Origin of the sequence: Rhodococcus sp. RD6.2 (assembly GCF_001040705.1) — a bacterium.
In the GTDB taxonomy this organism is placed as follows: domain Bacteria; phylum Actinomycetota; class Actinomycetes; order Mycobacteriales; family Mycobacteriaceae; genus Rhodococcus_G.
On record NZ_CVQP01000010.1, the window covers coordinates 128,663 to 148,067 of the forward strand.

Below are 19,405 nucleotides of genomic sequence, written 5' to 3' on the forward strand. Positions count from 1 at the left end.
TTCTCTGTAATGGGGGAGCGCAGAAGCGCTCGGAAGTCGTCGGTCCCGCATCACCGTTTGCGCTTGGTGTTCTTTCCGCGATTGGCCTGGGGCTTGGCACCGGGCTTCGGCTTTGCTCCTGGCGCGGCACTCTTCGACGTCTCGGTCACGTCGACCTCGTCGGACGCGGTACTCGAATCGGCAGCCTTCGCCTGGGCAGCTCCCTTGGCCTTCTTGCCCGCGATCGGCTTGGCACCCGGCTTCGGTGCATTCTCGGCGCGACGCTCGAGGGCCTTGGCCTTCTTCTCTTCTTCCTCCGCATCGATGCGGCGGAAGACGAGGTGCTGCTGCGCGTAGGTCCAGATGTTGTTCGACACCCAGTACAGGAGGATCGCGATCATCAGGAACGGGCCACCGACGAGCACACCGAGCGGGAACACCCACAGGGACAGCTTGTTCATGATCGCGGCCTGCGGGTTCGCGGCGGCGGCCTCGCTCTGCCGGGCCACCGAGGCACGCGAGTTGAAGTGGGTGGCGACCGACGCGATGATCATCAGCGGGACCGCGACGACGGCGATGGTCCAGATCGTCGGGATCGGCTCGCCGTAGGCCGCGAGCTGAGCAGGTGGCGTCGTCATCGCCGCGGCGATCGGGGCACCGAACAGGCGAGCGTCGAGGAACGACTGGACGTCGGCAGCCGAGAACGCGTAGTTCGCGGTGTTCGCGTTCTCCTCCACGGACATCCCGAGCTGTCCGAAGCCCTCACCGGTGCGGTTGAACGACCGCAGGACGTGGAACAGGCCGATGAACACGGGCGCCTGCAGCAGGACGGGGAGGCAGCCCATCAGCGGGTTGAAGCCGTGCTCCTTCTGGAGCTTCTGCATCTCCAACGCCATCCGCTGGCGGTCGTTCGCGTACTTCTTCTGCAGCGCCTTGATCTGCGGCTGCAACTCCTGCATCTGCCGAGTCGTACGCACCTGCTTGACGAACGGCACGTACAGGATCGCGCGCAGTGTGAACACCAGGAACATCACCGACAGCGCCCATGCGAAGCCGTTGTCCGCCCCGAGGAAGGAGCCGAACACCTTGTGCCAGACCCATAGGATCCATGACACCGGGTAGTAGATGAAGTCGAGCACGGCTCTAGGTACTCCTCTTGTCGCCCACACTCAGCAGTTCGTGGGATTGCTGGTCCGTATCCCTGACACCGTCGTCGCGATGCCGGGACCGGCGCGCGGGCACGGGGTCCCAGCCTCCAGGATGCCAGGGTCCGCATTTGAGCAGTCGAACGACCGTCAACAACGACCCGACGAGCGCTCCGCGCTCACGAAGTGCGTCGACAGCGTACTCACTGCAGGTCGGCGTGAACCGGCAGGTCGGCATTCGTGTCGGGGACACGTAGGTGCGGTACAGCTCGATGCAGAAGATCAACGCGCGCGCAGGCGCTCGACGAACGACCGTGAGTCGATCCCTGTTCGCCGAACTGCCGCGCGTCATCCGGATCTACCCACCGAGAGGAGATCGAGCTTACGCAGTCCCGACCGCAATTGCCGATCGAGTTCCGCGGACGTGGCCGTCGCGGAACCCGGCAGTGCACGAATCACCACGTAGGACCCCTCCGACACCTCGTCGACCAGGCTCGCACAGATATGACGAAGCCGGCGTGCGACTCGATGTCGAATCACCGCCGGCCCGACAGCCTTGCTCACAACCAAACCGAAACGCGGACCCGGATCGCCAACCAGCGACTCCGCCTTGGCGTCGGCCAATGCATGGACTACGACGTCTTGACGAGCCGCACGCTTACCGCGACGGACCGTGGACGCGAAGTCCGCTCGCCGCCGTAACCGGTGCGGCTCAGGCAGCACCCGGGGTCCTGCGCCGTGCGATCAGGCGGAGAGGGAAGCGCGGCCCTTTTGGCGACGCGCAGAGATGATGGAGCGGCCCGCACGGGTCCGCATCCGGAGACGGAAGCCGTGAACGCGCGCGCGGCGGCGATTGTTCGGCTGGAACGTCCGCTTGCCCTTGGCCACGGTCGACACTCCTCGTAAATCGTCGGCGCCATTCGGCGCCAGTATTGTGTAGCTGAAATTCGGGTGGTCACCGACGATGGCGGCACACAGACCCGCACGCTCTCGATGGAGCACCCCGCGGTCAGCACGAATCCGCCACCTCGAATAGGTGACCATACGAGACTACGCAGCGCGAGCGGTCAGGTCAAACCGCGACGTGGTGCGACACGCCACGTCCCCAGGATGCTTGCCCGTGACCCCATCCTGTGTATCAACCTCGTCACACCTCGCGGTGCTCGGAACCACACACACCTGGTCGACGAGCCGAGGAATGACGCGTCTGCCCAGGTGAGAGGTCCGCGGCGGGCTCACCAGTGGGGTCTGCCGCGCGAATCCGCACCGCCGACCCTTTATCCACACTTGTGGATAATTGTGTGGAAACACAGATCAGGTGGCATATTCGAAGCCTTGTGCGGGGAAGTTGTCCCCAGGGTGGAGAGCCCACGATCGTCGAACGCCGCGGGCCGCCCGCAGCACGGATTCGGGAGGGCCGACGTTGAACGAGGAGCCGAACACCCTGGCACGAGTCTGGGTGGATGTCCTCGCCGAACTGACTGCGGACAAGTCGGGGCAGCCACTCACCAAGGCGCAGAAGGCCATGCTCGCGCTGGTTCGGCCGTTGACCTTGGCGCAGGGGTTTGCGCTGCTGTCGGTTCCGTCCTCGTTCGTCCAGGAAGCGATCGAGCGCGACCTTCGGGAACCGATCCTCCAGACACTGAACCGGCACATCGACGAAGGGGTCGAGGGTCTCGGTGTCCGCATCGCACCTCCGACCAGCGAGGCTCAGGCCTCCGTCGTCACAGCGCCGATTCCGGTGGTGCCGGAACCCGAACCCCTCACTCCTCTCCGTCAGAGTGGTGAATCGGAGGCTGCGAACACGGGCACGGTCAGCGTCGAGGCCTTCCGCCGCCGCAGGCCAGGTATCGGGGACGCAGATCTCTTCGAGCCGGATCCGAGTGAGCACGACGAGATCGACGAGGACGGGGAGGCGATCGCCAGCGTCAACGAGTCGTGGCCGTCCTACTTCACCAAACCGCCCACGACACCTCCCGCCGCATCCGACGGAAACAGTCTCAACGCCAAGTACACCTTCGACACCTTCGTCATCGGAGCGTCGAACAGGTTTGCGCACGCCGCCGCTGTCGCATGCGCCGAGGCGCCGGCCCGGGCCTACAACCCGCTGTTCGTGTGGGGCTCGTCCGGTCTCGGCAAGACTCACCTCCTGCACGCGGCGGGCCACTACTCGCGGAGACTGTTTCCCGGTATTCGTGTCCGGTACGTCTCCACCGAAGAATTCACGAACGACTTCATCAACAGCCTCCGCGACGACCGGAAGGTCGCGTTCAAGCGCCGGTACCGCGAAACCGATGTCCTCCTCGTCGACGACATCCAGTTCATCGAGGGCAAGGAAGGCATCCAGGAGGAGTTCTTCTACACCTTCGAGGCACTCCACAACGCGAACAAGCAGATCGTCATCACGTCCGACCGGCCTCCCAAGCAGTTGGCGACGCTGGAGGAGCGTCTGCGAACCCGCTTCGAATGGGGTCTGATCACCGACGTCCAACCGCCCGAACTCGAGACGCGGATCGCGATCCTGAGCAAGAAGGCGCGGATGGACCGCCTCGACGTCCCCCACGACGTCCTCGAACTGATCGCGAGCCGGCTCGACCGCAACATCCGTGAGCTCGAGGGCGCGTTGATCCGTGTGACGGCCTTCGCGTCACTGAACCGTCAGGCGCTCGATCTCAGTCTGGCCGAGGTCGTGCTGCGTGACCTGATGCCCGACGCGACGCCCCTCGAGATCGACGCCGCCACCATCATCGCGGCGACCTCGGACTACTTCGGTATGGCCATCGAGGACCTGTGCGGCCCCGGCAAGACCCGGCCGTTGGCACAAGCCCGCCAGATCGCGATGTACCTGTGCCGTGAGCTGACCGACCTCTCACTGCCCAAGATCGGCAACACGTTCGGTCGCGACCACACGACCGTCATGTATGCGGACAAGAAGATCCGCAAGGAAATGACGGAACGGCGCAAGGTGTACGACCAAGTGCAGGAACTCACAGCGCGCATCAAACAGCGAGCCCGCTGACCCGTTAGTCCACAGCCGTTCCGGCGGATCGTCACCCACGTGACGGTCCGCCGGTTTCGTATGCCCAGGACGTCACGCGGTTGTGCACATCTTCCACAGACCTCCACAGGCAATGTGGATGTTTTTGGGGACCAGCGGACACCTCCGTTCCCCATGTGTGTGGAAAACCGGGGTACATCGGGGGATCAACTGTGGACAGAGAGTGGATGAACATGAACAACTCTGTGGGCTTCCACAGGCACCCACAATTCATCCCCGTTCCATCCCCACGGATTCCCCATGCCCGCATGCACGCAGACCTGCGCGGACAGGGTGCTGTGCACAGAATTCACAGGACCTACTACTACTGCTTGTTTCTCTAGGGAGATCTTCCTTTGAAAACAGGTGCTGTGGAATCGTCGCGTTCACAAGGCGTGCGGGACCGTTCGCGCCACGCTCGGACATGAGTGCCTCCAGCTTTCAAACTCGTCCTCGAGGGCTTACGGTGGGCTTCTGTCGCTGTCCGCACCAAGGCAGCGGCGACGCGATGTGCCTACTGAGAGGATCAGCCCAGCGATGGAGCTCGGGAGCATGAAGTTTCGGGTCGCCCGGGAAGATTTCGCGGATTCCGTCGCATGGGTGGCTCGTAGTCTCCCGTCTCGGCCTCCGGTCCCCGTTCTCGGCGGAGTTCTCATCGCAGCCGACGAGCAGGGCCTGACGATCTCCGGATTCGACTACGAGGTTTCTGCACAGGTCCGGATCTCGGCCGAGGTCTCCGATCCCGGTACGGCACTCGTCTCCGGCAAGCTGCTGGCCGACATCACCCGTTCCCTGCCTGCGAAGCCTGTGGATCTGACCGTGGACGGGACGCGGGTTCTCATCACCTGCGGAAGCGCCAAGTTCTCCCTGCCGACGATGCCGGTCGAGGACTACCCACAGCTACCCGAACTTCCTCAGCAGACGGGTTCGCTGCCTGTCGACGTCTTCTCCGAAGCGATCAGCCAGGTCGCGGTGGCCGCGGGCAAGGACGACACGCTTCCCATGCTGACCGGCATCCGCGTCGAGATCGAGGGCTCGAACGTCGTGTTGGCGGCAACGGACCGCTTCCGTCTCGCGGTCCGTCAGATCGAGTGGACGCCCGCGAATCCCGACACGAGCGCGGCCGTGCTCATTCCTGCGAAGACGCTGTCCGAATCCGCGAAAACCCTTGGGGGAGGCTCGGCTTCGCCGGTCGAATTGGCATTCGGTGCGGGCTCGTCGGTCGGATCCGAGGGGCTCCTCGGCATCGTCGGTGAGGGTCGACGGACCACGACGCGTCTGCTGGACGCCGAGTTCCCGAAGTTCCGGCAGCTCCTGCCCGCCGAGCACACCGCGGTCGCGACCGTCGAGGTCGCGCCCCTGGTCGATGCCATCAAGCGTGTCGCGCTCGTCGCCGAGCGCGGTGCCCAGGTCCGCATGCAGTTCTCCGAGGACGGTCTGCTCCTCGCCGCGGGCGGCGACGACGCGGGCCGCGCCGAGGAAGCTCTCGAAGCGCAGTTCCAGGGCGAGGCACTGACCATCGCGTTCAACCCGACGTACCTCACCGAAGGACTGACGTCTCTCCACAGCGACCGGGTGACGTTCGGATTCACCACGCCGAGCCGCCCCGCGGTGATGCGTCCGGCGGCCGAGGAGGAGCCCACTCCCGGTGAGAGCGGCACCTTCGCCGCACCCGACAGCGACTACACCTACCTCCTGATGCCGGTCCGTCTGCCCGGCTGACACCCGCGCCCCGCACGTCCTCGAACCGAAGGGAACCGCCGCGATGCAACTGGGACTGGTCGGCCTCGGGAAGATGGGCTTCAACATGCGCGAACGGTTGCGCATCGCGGGACACGAGGTGACCGGCTACGACCCGCGTCCGGAGGTCACGGACGTGGCGTCGTTGTCCGACCTGGCTGCGGCACTTCCGTCCCCCCGCGTCGTCTGGGTCATGGTTCCGTCCGGCGCCGTCACCCGTCAGACGATCACGGAACTGGCTGACGTCCTGGGGGCGGGCGACCTGGTGATCGACGGTGGGAACTCGCGCTTCACCGAGGACGGTCCACACGCTGAACTGTTGTCCGACAAGGGAATCGGATTCCTGGACTGCGGTGTGTCCGGTGGCGTGTGGGGTCTGGAGAACGGCTACGGGTTGATGGTCGGCGGCGCGGAGTCCGATGTCGCGCGGGCCATGCCGATCTTCGACGCCCTCCGTCCCGAGGGGGAACGGGCCGACGGTTTCGTCCACGCCGGACCGGTCGGCGCAGGCCACTACGCGAAGATGATCCACAACGGCATCGAGTACGGCCTGATGCACGCCTATGCCGAGGGCTACGAACTCCTCGCTGCCGAAGACCTGGTCACCGATGTGCACGGCGTCCTGCGCGCGTGGACGAAGGGCACGGTCGTTCGCTCGTGGCTGCTGGACCTGCTCGTCAAGGCGCTGGCCGAGGATCCCGACTTCGCAGAGATCTCCGGTTATACACAGGACTCCGGTGAAGGGCGGTGGACTGTGGAGGAAGCCATCAATCACGCCGTCCCCGCACCCGTGATCTCGGCGGCGCTGTTCGCACGGTTCGCGTCGCGGCAGTCCGACTCGCCTGCGATGAAAGCCGTTTCCGCACTGAGGAATCAGTTCGGAGGCCATGCAGTGCAACGAATTTCGGAATCCGGGCAGCCGTAGGGTGTTCGTCCGAAAGTTCACGCTGCGTGATTTCCGATCCTGGGACGCCGTCACCATCGAACCCGGTCCGGGAATCACCCTGTTCCTCGGCCCGAACGGCCACGGCAAGACGAACCTCCTCGAAGCGCTCGGCTACCTGGCGACGCTGTCCTCACACCGGGTCTCCAGTGACGGCCCCCTGATCCGCGCCGGTGCCCCGACCGCGCAGGTCGGTGCCGTCGTCGTCAACCACGGCCGCGAACTGTCCATCGACGTCGAGATCAACGACGGCAAGACCAACCGGGCACGGATGAACACCTCACCGGTGCGGCGTCCGCGCGAAATACTCGGCGTCCTGCGCGGTGTGCTGTTCGCGCCGGAAGACCTGTCACTCGTCCGCGGCGACCCAGGGGAGCGCCGTCGGTTCCTCGACGAACTGCTCAGCACCCGGATCCCCAGGATGGCGGCCGTCCGCGCCGACTACGACAAGGTGCTGCGTCAGAGGTCCGCACTGCTCAAGACGGCCGGGGGCGCGCTGCGTCGCGGTTCCCGTTCCGAAGACGGTGCGAGTGCGCTGGCGACGCTCGACGTCTGGGACGGCCACCTCGCGATCCACGGTGCCGAACTACTCGCGGCGCGGATGCGGCTGGTCGCCGAACTCGGACCCCACGTCGCGGAGTCGTATGCGCGCATCGCTCCGGAGTCGCGGCCGGCGTCCATCGCGTACCGGTCCAGTCTCGGTGCTTCCATGCCTGTGGAACTGACCGATCCCGATCACCAGTGGGTGCGCGAGGACGTCGAGCTCCTCGAGGCGAGCTTCCTGAACGAACTCTCCCAAGCCAGGTCCCGGGAGATCGACCGCGGCGTCTGCCTCGTCGGCCCGCACCGTGACGACCTGGAGCTCTGGCTCGGTGACCAGCCGGCCAAGGGATTCGCCAGCCACGGCGAATCGTGGTCGTTCGCGCTGTCGCTGCGCCTCGCGGCGTTCGAGCTGTTGCGGTCGGACGGAACGGACCCGGTCCTCATGCTCGACGACGTGTTCGCCGAACTGGACCGGAAACGGCGTCGTGCCCTCGCTACAGTCGCCGCCGATGCCGAGCAGGTGCTCATCACCGCGGCGGTCGCCGAGGACATACCCGAGGAACTGCACGCGACGAGGTTCGCCGTCGAGGCCGTCGACAGGCCCGACGGCCGCACGTCCACTCTCCGCTGACCCGTTGACCCGGCGGGTCAGGTGCGGGAGGAAGTGCTCGGGAGGGATGGCTGGGATGATCGAGTGCGGAAGGGAGCGGTGATGACCGACGAACCGGAGTCCCCGGGCGGTGGAGAACCCGAACTGCGGGGCATCGACCTGGCCCGCCGTGCACTCGAGGAGGCGCGGGCGGCGGCGAAGGCCAGTGGCAAGTCCGTCGGCCAGGGCAGGTCCTCGCCGAAACCCAAGTTGCGGGCTGCGGGCCGACGGAGCTGGTCCGGTGCCCGCCCCGACGGCCGCGACCCGCAACCGTTCGGTGCGCTGGCGAATGCGGTCGCGAAGAGCCGTGGCTGGTCGTCGAGGGTGTCGGAGGGCACGGTGTTCGGCCGGTGGCCGCAGGTGGTCGGGGAAGACATCTCGGCCCATGCGGAACCGGTGTCGTTGAAGGACGGCGTGCTGAGCGTGTCCGCGGAGTCGACGGCGTGGGCCACCCAGCTGCGGCTGATGCAGTCCCAGCTTCTCGCGAAGATCGCGGCGGCCGTCGGCGACGGCGTCGTCACCAGCCTGCGGATCACCGGCCCCACCGCGCCGAGTTGGCGCAAGGGCGACCGGCACGTCAAGGGCCGAGGTCCGCGGGACACCTACGGCTGAGTCGTTCACGGCGAAGATCTCGAGTTGTCTATTACCCAGTGTTACAGTTACTCCACGTGTTGTGAGTGAGCTGTGTCACGGGCGACGCCCTGCGTCGCCGGAAGGGAACGACAATGGGCGCCGAAACCCTCGACCGAGCTGTTCGCGACGAGCCGGAACACCTCCTGCTGCAGGCGCGCGACGTGCAGTTCGACTGGTCCGACCTGCCGATGCACTGGGTCGACGGCGATCCGTTCACCACCCACGTGTTCAACGTGATGCACATCCTGCTTCCGGCGGGGGAGGACTGGTTCGTCGAGACGTTCAAGGAGGCGCTGCCCCTGATCGACGACGAGGCGCTGCGCGCGGACGTCGCGGGCTTCATCGGCCAGGAGGCGATGCATTCGTCCGCACATTCCGGGGTCCTCGTGCACCTCAAGGCGAAAGGTCTCGACCCGACCCCGTACACCGACCAGATGAACTGGGTCTTCACGACACTGCTCGGACCGCGTCCGTTCACGGCGGGCCGCCGGGAGAACTACCTGGTGGAGCGCCTCGCCCTGATCGCGGCGATCGAACACGTCACCGCGTTCCTCGGCGACTGGGTCCTCAACGCCCGCGCTCTCGATTCGGCCGGAGTGCATCCGACGATGCTCGACCTGCTGCGCTGGCACGGGTCGGAGGAGGTCGAGCACCGGTCGGTCGCCTACGACGTCCTGCGCTACTTCGACAAGCGGGAGTCGCGTCGGCTGCGCACCCAACTCGTCGCTACCCCCGCGTTGGTGTACCTGTGGATTCGGGGTACGCGATTTCTGATGGCGAACGACCCCGAGTTGGCGCATCTCGCGCCGCACCGACGCCGGCCGCACGTCACCGACTTCCGCGCTGCAGGTAGGCGCGGGGTGCTGCCGACGACGACGGACCTGGTGCGGCGGATGAGCCGGTACTTCCGCCGCGACTATCACCCCTCGCAGGAGGGATCGACGTCGCAGGCCGTCGCCTACCTCGCGTCCTCGCCCGCGGCCCGCGCGGCGGTTCGATGACCGTGGAACGAAATACGATGGTGCCGAACGAGGTTCATCAGATCACCCCATCGGATCTGCGGGGCCGTCGGCGTCCCGACCGGGCCATGGGCCTGCTCCGGATGTTCGCCGACCGGTATCTCGACCTGATCGCCCGACACGCCTACGACCCGACGCATGCCGGACACAACCCGGATTCCGCGATGACCCTCGTGGTCACCGATCGTCGTGTCGTGGCCACCGACCAGAACGTCGTCGCCCTCACGTTCGCCGCGCCCGACGGCCACGCCCTTCCCCGGTGGCAGCCGGGATGTCACGTCGATTTCCATCTGCCGTCCGGGCGCCGTAGGCAGTACTCCCTGTGCGGGGATCCGGGCGACGCGTCGCACTACACCGTTGCGGTGCGGGCGATCCCGGACGGCGGTGGTGGATCGCTCGAGATGCACCAGCTCGAACCGGGAACCCAGGTCACGGTTCTCGGTCCGCGCAACGGGTTTCCGTTCGTCGGCGCAGGCAGCGCGCTGTTCATCGCGGGGGGAATCGGAATCACTCCCGTCATCGCGATGGTGCGCCGCGCCCGGGAACTCGGAATGGACTGGCAATTGGTCTATTCCGGGCGTTCCAGGACGACGATGCCGTTCCTCGACGAGATCGAGGAATGGGACCGCGACCGGGTGGTCGTCCGAACCGACGAGGAGGACGGACTCCCGACCCCCGCCGACCTGCTCGGCCGCGCAGTCCCGGGAGGCGCCGTGTACTGCTGTGGCCCCGCCCCGATGCTCGAGTCCGTCCGAACGCACGTCGCCGCCACCGGTGCCGCCGCCCTGCATCTCGAAAGATTCGGTGCTCCACCGGTTCTCGACGGTGAGCCGTTCGAGGTGGAGCTGGCCCGCAGTGGCGAGGTGTTCGCCGTGGGCGCGGACGAGACGATCCTCGAGGTCGTGCGACGCCGTCGGCCGGGGATCGGCTATTCCTGCATGCAGGGGTTCTGCGGCACCTGCAAGGTGGGTGTCGTCGATGGCACTCCCGACCACCGCGACACGCGACTGTCCCCCGACGAGCGGCGTGACGACATGCTGATCTGCGTGTCCCGCAGCATCGGCGACCGCCTGGTTCTCGACCTCTGACCGTCTCTGAGGAGATGACGAATGACAATGAACACCAACAGCTCTCGCGGCCCTGCCCGCGCGACCGCGGTTCGTAACGGAGCGGTCGACCTCGCCGTTTTCGAACAGGGCAACCCGGACGGTCCGACCGTCGTGCTCGTGCACGGCTGGCCGGACACCCACCGGCTGTGGGATCACGTGGTCCCGCTGCTCGCGGACCGGTTCCGGGTGATCAGCTACGACACCCGCGGGGCCGGACGGTCCTCGGTGCCGACGTCGGTGTCGGACTACCGACTCGAGCTGCTCGCGACGGATCTACTCGCCGTCGTCGACGCGGTGAGCCCCGACGAAGCCGTCCACGTGCTCGCGCACGACTGGGGGTCGCTCGAGGCGTGGGAGGCGGTCTGCTCGCCGGGTGCGGTCGGCCGCATCGCGTCGTTCACGTCGACCTCGGGCTGGTGCTTCGACCACCTGGGGCACTGGATGCGCCGCACCCTGCGCAACCCGACTCCGTCCGGGGTCGGGAAGGTGCTCGCGCAGTTCGCCGCCTCGTTCTACGCGGTGCTGTTCCATGTGCCGGTGGTGCCCGAGTTCGTCACGGGGAAGGTGATCGCACCGCGCTGGCCGCGGTTCCTCGCATTGTTCGATCGGATGGATCCGGCGTTGGCGCTGCCGTCCGCGACGATCGCCCGCGACGCCGCGAACGGGATCAAGCGGTATCGCGCCAACACGCTCGACCGGCTGGGGCGGCCACGGCTGCGCCGAACCGACGTTCCGGTCCAGCTGCTCGTGAACACCAGGGACAAGGCCGTGTTGCCGTTCGGTTTCGAGGAAACCGCGCACTGGGCCGCTGACCTGCGGCGCACCGAGGTCCCGTCCGGGCACTGGTCGCCGCTCTCGCACGCACCCGACGTCGCGCGGCACACCGCGGACTTCGTGGTCGACGTCATCTCGCGCTCGGCCGCCGACGGGCCCGCTGCCGCCGTGTGAGGTTCCCGACGGGTCGCGGGACACGCCGTGGTCGCTGAAACTGCGCCTACGGGCTGCTCAGGGGTGTCGTAGATGCCCTTGCGTCCGGGCCTACCAGTAGAATGACTCGGTACCTCGCGGTCGCGTTTCGCCGACCGCGATCGCCATGCCGGTGCGCGCATCACGCCGGCGCGACCGTCGTGCGATGGACCGTCGTGTGAACGAGAAGGAGAGCACACCTCCCGTGGCTGCCCAGAAGTCAGACAAGAGCACCGGCAACAAGGACTACGGTGCCTCCTCGATCACCGTCCTCGAAGGTCTCGAGGCGGTCCGGAAACGTCCCGGCATGTACATCGGCTCCACCGGTGAACGCGGTCTGCACCACCTCATCTGGGAGGTCGTCGACAACTCGGTCGACGAGGCGATGGCGGGGCACGCGACGCGCGTCGACGTGACACTGCTCGCCGACGGCGGTATCGAGGTCATCGACGACGGCCGTGGCATCCCGACCGGCATGCACGCCTCCGGTGTCCCCACCGTCGAGGTCGTCATGACGCAGCTCCACGCAGGCGGCAAGTTCGACTCGGACGCGTACGCGGTTTCGGGCGGTCTGCACGGCGTCGGCATCTCCGTCGTGAACGCGTTGTCGACGAAGGTCGAGGTCGAGATCGACAACGACGGCCACCACTGGTACCAGACCTACACCAATGCGAAGCCGGGTGAGCTGGTCAAGGGCGACGCGACGACCCGCACCGGGACGACGGTCCGATTCTGGGCGGACCCGGACATCTTCGAGACCACCACGTACAACGCGGAAACGGTGGCGCGGCGCCTGCAGGAGATGGCCTTCCTCAACAAGGGGCTGACCATCACACTGACCGACCAGCGGATCAGCGACGAGGAGGTGGCCGCAGACGAGGAGTACGACTCCGAGGCCACGAAGGCGCCCGAGCAGGAGACCGTCCGCACGCGCACCTACCACTACCCGGGTGGCCTGGAGGACTACGTGCGGCACATCAACCGCACGAAGCAGGCCATCCACAACTCGGTCGTCGGGTTCACCGCGAAGGGCACGGGCCACGAGCTCGAGGTCGCGATGCAGTGGAACTCCGGGTACTCGGAGTCCGTGCACACCTTCGCCAACACGATCAACACCCATGAGGGCGGCACCCACGAAGAGGGCTTCCGTGCCGCGCTGACCGCGACGGTCAACAAGTACGCGCTGGACAAGAAGCTGCTCAAGGACAAGGACCCGAAGCTCAGCGGTGACGATATTCGTGAGGGTCTCGCCGCGATCATCTCGGTGAAGGTCGGAGAACCGCAGTTCGAGGGCCAGACGAAGACGAAGCTCGGTAACACCGAGGTCAAGTCGTTCGTGCAGAAGGCGTGCAACGAGCATCTCGCGCACTGGTTCGAGTCGAACCCGGCCGACGCGAAGACCATCGTCAATAAGGCCGTGTCCTCGGCGCAGGCCCGGCTCGCGGCGCGCAAGGCCCGTGAACTGGTCCGACGCAAGAGCGCGACCGACATCGGAGGCCTGCCCGGCAAGCTCGCCGACTGCCGTTCCAACGATCCGAGCAAGTGCGAGATCTACATCGTGGAGGGCGACTCCGCAGGCGGTTCCGCGAAGTCCGGCCGCGACTCGATGTACCAGGCGATCCTGCCGCTGCGCGGCAAGATCATCAACGTCGAGAAGGCACGCATCGACCGCGTCCTCAAGAACACCGAGGTCCAGTCGATCATCACCGCGTTCGGCACCGGCATCCACGACGAGTTCGACATCGCGAAGCTGCGGTACCACAAGATCGTGCTCATGGCCGACGCCGACGTCGACGGCCAGCACATCTCGACACTGCTGATGACGCTGCTGTTCCGTTTCATGCGGCCTCTCGTCGAGCACGGCCACGTGTACCTGGCCATGCCGCCGCTGTACAAGCTGAAGTGGCAGCGCAGCGATCCGGAGTTCGCGTACTCGGACCGTGAGCGGGACGGATTGCTCGAAGCCGGCCTCGCGGCAGGAAAGAAGATCAACAAGGACGACGGCATCCAGCGCTACAAGGGTCTCGGCGAGATGAACGCGAAGGAGCTGTGGGAGACCACGATGGATCCTTCCGTGCGTGTCCTTCGCCAGGTGACCCTGGACGACGCGGCGGCGGCGGACGAGCTGTTCAGCGTCCTCATGGGTGAGGACGTGGAGGCGCGTCGCAGCTTCATCACGCGCAATGCGAAGGATGTCCGTTTCCTGGACGTGTGACGGACGGATCCGGAGCCGCACCCGAGTGTGATATGAATCACTCGAAGGTGCGGCTCCGGCCGTCTCCGCTGTCGCGATTCGGGACGGAAAGTGACAATTGTGACGTGTGGTGCACAACACGATCGCGGTGGTCGCATCTCGGATTCAAGTTTGATAACGACACGGTAACCAATTGGGTACATTCCACGTACTGTCGTGAGCGAACAGGCTTTACACTCCGATATCGCCCAGCAGTCTGTTTTTCGGCGCCCGTACGAACACTCGATATGGGGGAGGACGGTGCAGGTCGGCGACCAGCACCGGACCTGGGTGGAAAGTGAGCGTTGGAGAGATGAACACAGAATCGACGCCTGTCCGCAGGCTGTGGAACCTCGAGGGCTGGGGACTGCGGTGGAAGGTCTCCGCGGTTCTCGCGATCCCACTGACAGTCGCCATGGTGCTCGGTGGGCTGCGAGTCCAGGACGAGCTCAGTCGTGCCATGCACTTCAGCTCCGCCGCCGACCAGGTCGTGGACGTCCCCGACATCGTCACCCTGGGAACGCGTTTCGGTCTCGCCTCGGCAGGCTACTCGGTGAACACGATGCTGCCCGAGGACCTCGACGCCGTCGACCAGTCGATCGAGACGGTCAGGGGCGCCGCCGCCAATCCCGAGCTGTCCCCCGAGGTGGCCGAACAGCTCAACGCAGCAGTTCAAGAGATCGCAGAGATCCAGACGGCGATGCGCGCCGGTGCGCCCATCCCCGACCTGCCCGCTCGCACGTCCGCGATTCGTGTCGACCTGGCCAAGATCGTCGACGAGATCGTCGCGCCGATCGACGATCCCGAGGTCGTCGCCGCCCACACCCGCCTCGTCGATGCGTGGTCCGCTCAGCGGCGACTCGCCGACCAGGTCACGGGCGCCATCGCGCTGCTCAAGGACCCGAAGGCCCCGCTCACCGACCTGATCTCCGCTACCGGCGCCGAGCTCGCGATGATCGATTCGCTCGCGACGTCCTACCCGGACGCCGAAGCCAAGACGAACGCGCTGCGGGACGGTGTCCATTCCCGACTCCGGATGATCGACGCCGCGATCGGCGGCCCGCTGCCCCTGCTCGAACTCCGTGCCTCGCTCGTCGACAGCGTCGACATCTACGGATCGCTCATCGACGAGGCGTCCAGTGCCATCTCGTCCACCGTCATCGACAGGGCCGAGGAGACGCGTTCGGCCGCGCTGCGTGACGCGACGATCGTCCTCGTGACGCTGCTCGCCGCCCTCGTCCTCGCCCTCCTCGTCTCCCGGTCGCTGGTCGGACCCATCCGGCGCCTGCGATTCGGTGCACTCCAGGTCGCGAGGAAGGACCTGCCCGACGCCATCGACCGGGTCATGGCGGGCGACGCCGACGCCGTGAAGAACTTCGATCCACTGCCGGTCGACACGACGGAAGAGATCGGCCAGCTCGCTCGCGCCGTGGACGACATCCACGGCCAGGCACTCAAGCTGGCAGGCGAACAGGCCGGACTGCGCATGCAGATCGGGGACATGTTCGAGACCCTGGCCCGGCGCTCCAAGTCGCTCGTCGACCAGCAGCTCGGACTCATCGAGAGCCTCGAGTTCGAGGAGAAGGACCCCAAGCGACTCGAGAGCCTGTTCCGTCTCGATCACCTCGCCGCACGTATGCGCCGCAACGGCGACAACCTGCTCATTCTCTCGGGAACCCAGACGCGCCGGACCCAGTCGGCGCCGGTGCAGCTCGGCGACGTGGTCCGCGCCGCGATGTCCGAGGTCGAGGAGTACCAGCGGGTCCAGGTCGGAAGCACGCCGAGCGGCGCCCTCTCCGGCGGAGTCGCGACAGACATCGTGCACCTGCTGGCCGAACTGCTCGACAACTCGTTGCGTGCGTCCCCGCCGGACACCCGGGTGCGGATCACGTTCGCACGGGCGGTCGACGGCGGCGTCCTCCTCGAGGTCACCGATCAGGGCATCGGTATCCCCGCCGCCGACCTGGCGGTCATCAACGAACGACTCGCATCCGGCGGCCAGGTCGGCCCCGAAACCGCACGCCACATGGGCCTGTTCGTGGCGAGTCGCCTTTCCGCGCGCCACGGATTGACGGTTCGGCTGCGGTCGTCGTTGGTCGAGGGCCGACCGCTGGGTATCACCGCAAGCGTGCACGTCCCGGCAAACCTCCTGATGTCGCCGGTCGAGATGGAAGCCACCGGGCCGCAGGTCAGGTTGGACACCGGGGGACTGCCCCAGGTAACCGTCGTCCAGTCCGGGGAGATGCCGCAGCTCGTCGCCGAACCGACGACGTCCGTGATGAAGCGCCTGCGGCCGCCCACCCCGGTCCCGACGCCCCCCGAACAGGCTGGTTCGCAGGCAGAACCAGGTACGTCGGAGCGTGTGCCGTCCGATCCTGTGCCGTCCGCGACGCCCGTCGACCCGACTCCGGCTGCACCCGTTGCACCACCGGTTTCGGCGCTCGTGGCGCCCTCGATTCCGTCCGAGTCGTCCTCGTCCGTGCAGCCTCCGGCGACAGCAGAATCCCGGTCGGGCGAACCGGAGACGAACGGGCAGAGCTTCACACTGAGCGGCCTGCCGCAACGAGTTCCCGGCGCCGCGTCGGGTCTTCCTCAGCGCACGCCCGGTGCCAGCGGCGCCCCGCGGCCCGCCTCGGCTCCGCAGGTCGCGGTGGAGAAGGCGCCGCCGCAGGAACCGATCGGCGCGCGCCCCGATCCGCTGAACCCGGACGACCCGAACGAGTCGCAGGGAACCAGGCACCGCTACCGCAGCAACCCGGTCAAGACCGCGTCGTTCTTCCAGAACCGGCCGTCCGCCCCTCCGACGCAGGACGTCACCGCGACGGGGACGCCGATCTTCTCCGGCATGGTCTCGGACTGGCTGACCGACCCGACTCAACCGGGCGGGTCGAGCAGCGACTGGAACACCGCCGCGGACGCCGGCTGGCAGGCCGCGGAACAGGCTTCCGTTGCCCCGGTCGAACGGCACACGCAGTCGGGTCTCCCGCAGCGGATGCCGGGACGACGGCTCGTTCCGGGCAGTGTCGACAACGCCGAACCGCGTGCGCGACTGCGTGACCCGGAGTCGGTTCGCGACAATCTCAGCCGACATCAGATGGGTATTCGGGCGGGCCGTGCCGCGGGCCGTACCGAAGGCAACAGCAATGAAGGAGATCGATGAGCAGCGATCATGTGTCCGAGGGCCATCCGCTGGACTGGCTCGTCTCGAACTTCGCCCGGGACACCCCGGGCGTGTCGCACGCCGTCCTCGTCTCCGCGGACGGCCTGCTCATGGCGGGTAGCGCACACCTGCCGACCGATCGTGCCGAGCAGCTCGCTGCCGTCACCTCCGGTCTCGCGAGCCTGTCTGCAGGCGTGTCGAACCTGTTCGACGGTGGCGGCGTCCTGCAGTCGGTCGTCGAGATGCAGCACGGCTACCTGCTGCTGATGAGCGTCGGCGACGGTTCGCACCTCGCCGCGCTGACGTCGACCAACTGCGACATCGGGCAGATCGGATACGAGATGGCCCTCCTGGTCGACCGGGTCGGCGCTTCGGTCCAGGCCGTCCCGCGCACGTCGATCGGTACCTGACGGAGACACGATGGACGAGTTCTACGACGCCCCCGGCGTGGCCGGACCGAGTCTGGTCCGGCCGTATTCGCTGACCTCGGGACGAACCAAGCCCAAGGTCGAGCTGGCCATCGAGGCGTTGATCCAGACGTTGCCCGACCCGGACAACAGGGCTTTCGAACTCGGTGATGTCGATTCGGCGATTGTGGCACTGTGTTCGCAATCACCCTCTGTTGCAGAGATCGCCGCCAGGGTCGGCGTTCCGATCGGAGTCGCCCGCGTACTGGTGGGTGACCTCGTCGAGGCCGGGCACGTCCGGATCATGGCAACACTTCAGGACGACTCGAGCGACAAGGAACGTCGCGACCTGATCGAAAGGGTCCTCGGTGGACTTCGCAAGATCTGACACCCGGCGCAACAGCCAGGTGACTTCAACGAAAATCGTCGTGGCCGGCGGATTCGGAGTCGGCAAGACGACCCTCGTCGGGACTGTCTCCGAAATCGTTCCGTTGCGGACGGAGGCGCTGGTCACCAACGCCTCCGCCGGCGTCGACAACATCAGCGCCACGCCGCAGAAGGCGACGACGACGGTGGCCATGGACTTCGGCAGGATCAGCCTCGCCGACGACCTGGTGCTGTACCTGTTCGGGACGCCCGGCCAGAACCGATTCTGGTTCATGTGGGACGACCTGATCCGGGGAGCCATCGGCGCGATCGTCCTGATCGACACGCGCAGGCTCGACGAGTCCTTCGCCGCCGTCGACTTCTTCGAGGCCAGGAACCTGCCGTTCCTGGTGGCGATCAACGAGTTCGACGACGCTCCGCGCTACCACCCCGAGGACATCCGGCAGGCGTTGGCGATCCCCGCCGATGTGCCGATCCTGTCGATCGACGCCCGGCAGCGCGAGTCGGCGAAGAGCGCGCTCGTCGCGGTCACCGAGTACGCGCTGCGCCGCCTCGGTCAGACGGTCGCCTGACCTAGCGGTCCAGGCCCGAGTCCCCATCACCGAAAGGCGACGATCCGCACATGTCGGACCAAGTGCACAACCTGTCGATGGGGATCTGGGTGATCTTCCTCGCCGTCGCCATCGCCGCGACGGGAACCTATGTCGGGATTGCCTGTGCCCGCCGCGCCGCCTATTCCGCCACCCGGCCCCGGGTGTGGATGGTGTTGGCTGCGTTGGCAATCGGCGGGGTCGCGTTCTGGCTCCCGACCATCATCGCGCTGGCCGGTTTCTCCGTCGACGGCAGCGTGATCCGCTTCGACCGGATCGGTGCGGTGACATCGCTGCTGATCTGTGACGCGGCCAGTTTCGCGGGTCTGCTCCTGAGCAGGCGGCGGACCTCCGCCGACGGGCAGGCCAGCAGCGACACCAGAATCGTCACGAACATGGTGGCCGCGGTCGTCATGGGACTCGGCCTGACGGTGGGCTTCTACGTCGCGATGCGGTCGATCGAGGTCCAGGGCCGCACGTACATGGACGGCGCGCTGATCGCGGTCGCGGCGGTGATCGCGGTACTCGGCTCGCTCGGCGTGGTGTGGTTGTCCCAGGCCGACGTCAGGCGCGTCACCCTCGTCGGTGGTTCGATCGGGGTTGCGTTGGCCCCCGTGCTGATGCACGCGGCGATGATGGCGTCGCTGCGCGTCCGGATCGACGACTCTGCGCCGATCCCACCGGGAGCCGAGATCTTCGTCATCCTGTTCGCCGCCTTTGTGCTGAGCATGCTGATCCTCGTGGTGCCGATCACGGCTCTGCTCATGGCCCCGGACCGCGTGACCGCGGAACTCGAGGCGCAGGCACGCGCTTGGACGCAGCGGGAAGTCGAGCGAAGATGACGCGTGGCACCCTTCGATCGGTT

At 66.7% G+C, this 19,405-nt stretch carries 17 protein-coding genes and 1 pseudogene; 14 read left to right on the forward strand and 4 right to left on the reverse strand.

Annotated features, from left to right (window positions below; translation table 11 throughout):
- Window positions 1-50: 50 nt before the first annotated feature.
- Genes yidC through rpmH form a run of 4 tightly spaced genes read right to left on the reverse strand, consistent with a single transcriptional unit; the run spans window position 51 to window position 2,012 of the window.
- Window positions 51-1,118: a membrane protein insertase YidC gene (yidC, locus tag RHCRD62_RS21530; RefSeq protein WP_050066801.1), complete on the reverse strand. Its 1,068-nt coding sequence runs from the start codon at window positions 1,116-1,118 to the stop codon at window positions 51-53.
- A 4-nt stretch (window positions 1,119-1,122) separates the two neighbouring features.
- The gene (yidD, locus tag RHCRD62_RS21535; protein WP_050066802.1) at window positions 1,123-1,476 is read right to left on the reverse strand and encodes a membrane protein insertion efficiency factor YidD; all 354 of its coding nucleotides are present in this window, start codon (window positions 1,474-1,476) and stop codon (window positions 1,123-1,125) included.
- Window positions 1,473-1,847, reverse strand: coding sequence for a ribonuclease P protein component (gene rnpA, locus RHCRD62_RS21540; RefSeq protein ID WP_050066803.1), 375 nt, complete (start codon window positions 1,845-1,847; stop codon window positions 1,473-1,475). Before rnpA ends, yidD begins: the two co-directional genes overlap by 4 nt.
- A 21-nt stretch (window positions 1,848-1,868) precedes the next feature.
- Entirely contained in the window at window positions 1,869-2,012 is a 144-nt protein-coding gene (gene rpmH / locus RHCRD62_RS25620) for a 50S ribosomal protein L34 (RefSeq protein ID WP_084734434.1), read from the reverse strand.
- Between the two features lie 535 nt (window positions 2,013-2,547).
- On the opposite strand from rpmH, the gene dnaA reads away from it, so the two are divergent.
- From dnaA to RHCRD62_RS21610, 14 genes and pseudogenes are all read left to right on the forward strand, one after another.
- The gene (gene dnaA, locus RHCRD62_RS21545; protein ID WP_050066804.1) at window positions 2,548-4,143 is read left to right on the forward strand and encodes a chromosomal replication initiator protein DnaA; all 1,596 of its coding nucleotides are present in this window, start codon (window positions 2,548-2,550) and stop codon (window positions 4,141-4,143) included.
- Between the two features lie 555 nt (window positions 4,144-4,698).
- A complete protein-coding gene (gene dnaN / locus RHCRD62_RS21550; protein ID WP_050066805.1) occupies window positions 4,699-5,883 on the forward strand; it encodes a DNA polymerase III subunit beta in 1,185 nt (394 codons plus the stop codon).
- Window positions 5,884-5,923: 40 nt separating this feature from the next.
- Window positions 5,924-6,826: pseudogene (gnd, locus tag RHCRD62_RS21555) on the forward strand (phosphogluconate dehydrogenase (NAD(+)-dependent, decarboxylating)); the annotation flags it as partial.
- Between the two features lies 1 nt (window position 6,827).
- Window positions 6,828-8,018: a DNA replication/repair protein RecF gene (gene recF, locus RHCRD62_RS21560; RefSeq protein ID WP_050066807.1), complete on the forward strand. Its 1,191-nt coding sequence runs from the start codon at window positions 6,828-6,830 to the stop codon at window positions 8,016-8,018.
- Between the two features lie 81 nt (window positions 8,019-8,099).
- Window positions 8,100-8,648, forward strand: a complete 549-nt coding sequence (locus tag RHCRD62_RS21565) for a DUF721 family protein (RefSeq protein ID WP_050066808.1) — start codon at window positions 8,100-8,102, stop codon at window positions 8,646-8,648.
- Between the two features lie 113 nt (window positions 8,649-8,761).
- Window positions 8,762-9,670: a metal-dependent hydrolase gene (locus RHCRD62_RS21570; protein WP_050066809.1), complete on the forward strand. Its 909-nt coding sequence runs from the start codon at window positions 8,762-8,764 to the stop codon at window positions 9,668-9,670.
- 17 nt (window positions 9,671-9,687) lie between these two features.
- Window positions 9,688-10,776: a PDR/VanB family oxidoreductase gene (locus RHCRD62_RS21575; RefSeq protein ID WP_050066810.1), complete on the forward strand. Its 1,089-nt coding sequence runs from the start codon at window positions 9,688-9,690 to the stop codon at window positions 10,774-10,776.
- A 27-nt stretch (window positions 10,777-10,803) separates the two neighbouring features.
- Window positions 10,804-11,745: an alpha/beta fold hydrolase gene (locus RHCRD62_RS21580; protein WP_050066811.1), complete on the forward strand. Its 942-nt coding sequence runs from the start codon at window positions 10,804-10,806 to the stop codon at window positions 11,743-11,745.
- Window positions 11,746-11,968: 223 nt separating this feature from the next.
- Window positions 11,969-13,978 (forward strand): DNA topoisomerase (ATP-hydrolyzing) subunit B, encoded by a 2,010-nt coding sequence (gene gyrB, locus RHCRD62_RS21585; protein WP_050066972.1) that lies wholly within the window; start codon window positions 11,969-11,971, stop codon window positions 13,976-13,978.
- A 331-nt stretch (window positions 13,979-14,309) separates the two neighbouring features.
- Window positions 14,310-17,156, forward strand: a complete 2,847-nt coding sequence (locus RHCRD62_RS21590) for a sensor histidine kinase (RefSeq protein WP_050066812.1) — start codon at window positions 14,310-14,312, stop codon at window positions 17,154-17,156.
- Window positions 17,153-17,566 (forward strand): roadblock/LC7 domain-containing protein, encoded by a 414-nt coding sequence (locus RHCRD62_RS21595; protein WP_050066813.1) that lies wholly within the window; start codon window positions 17,153-17,155, stop codon window positions 17,564-17,566. The genes RHCRD62_RS21590 and RHCRD62_RS21595 overlap by 4 nt, the downstream gene beginning before the upstream one ends.
- Before the next feature lie 10 nt (window positions 17,567-17,576).
- Window positions 17,577-17,951 carry a DUF742 domain-containing protein gene (locus tag RHCRD62_RS21600; RefSeq protein WP_050066814.1) on the forward strand — a complete coding sequence of 125 codons (375 nt, stop codon included), beginning with the start codon at window positions 17,577-17,579 and terminating at the stop codon, window positions 17,949-17,951.
- Window positions 17,952-17,970: 19 nt separating this feature from the next.
- A complete protein-coding gene (locus RHCRD62_RS21605) occupies window positions 17,971-18,522 on the forward strand; it encodes a GTP-binding protein (protein ID WP_050066815.1) in 552 nt (183 codons plus the stop codon).
- Window positions 18,523-18,572: 50 nt separating this feature from the next.
- Entirely contained in the window at window positions 18,573-19,382 is an 810-nt protein-coding gene (locus RHCRD62_RS21610; protein ID WP_050066816.1) for an MHYT domain-containing protein, read from the forward strand.
- Window positions 19,383-19,405 lie beyond the last annotated feature (23 nt).

Excerpts from the sequence above, each read along its gene's own strand:
- RHCRD62_RS21600 (WP_050066814.1), top strand. The coding sequence starts at position 17,577 with ATGGACGAGTTCTACGACGCCCCCGGCGTGGCCGGACCGAGTCTGGTC.
- RHCRD62_RS21595 (WP_050066813.1), top strand. The coding sequence starts at position 17,153 with ATGAGCAGCGATCATGTGTCCGAGGGCCATCCGCTGGACTGGCTCGTC.
- RHCRD62_RS21590 (WP_050066812.1), top strand. The coding sequence starts at position 14,310 with ATGAACACAGAATCGACGCCTGTCCGCAGGCTGTGGAACCTCGAGGGC.
- RHCRD62_RS21610 (WP_050066816.1), top strand. The coding sequence starts at position 18,573 with ATGTCGGACCAAGTGCACAACCTGTCGATGGGGATCTGGGTGATCTTC.
- RHCRD62_RS21575 (WP_050066810.1), top strand. The coding sequence starts at position 9,688 with ATGGTGCCGAACGAGGTTCATCAGATCACCCCATCGGATCTGCGGGGC.
- dnaN (WP_050066805.1), top strand. The coding sequence starts at position 4,699 with ATGGAGCTCGGGAGCATGAAGTTTCGGGTCGCCCGGGAAGATTTCGCG.
- RHCRD62_RS21565 (WP_050066808.1), top strand. The coding sequence starts at position 8,100 with ATGACCGACGAACCGGAGTCCCCGGGCGGTGGAGAACCCGAACTGCGG.
- yidD (WP_050066802.1), bottom strand. The coding sequence starts at position 1,476 with ATGACGCGCGGCAGTTCGGCGAACAGGGATCGACTCACGGTCGTTCGT.
- RHCRD62_RS21570 (WP_050066809.1), top strand. The coding sequence starts at position 8,762 with ATGGGCGCCGAAACCCTCGACCGAGCTGTTCGCGACGAGCCGGAACAC.
- RHCRD62_RS21580 (WP_050066811.1), top strand. The coding sequence starts at position 10,804 with ATGAACACCAACAGCTCTCGCGGCCCTGCCCGCGCGACCGCGGTTCGT.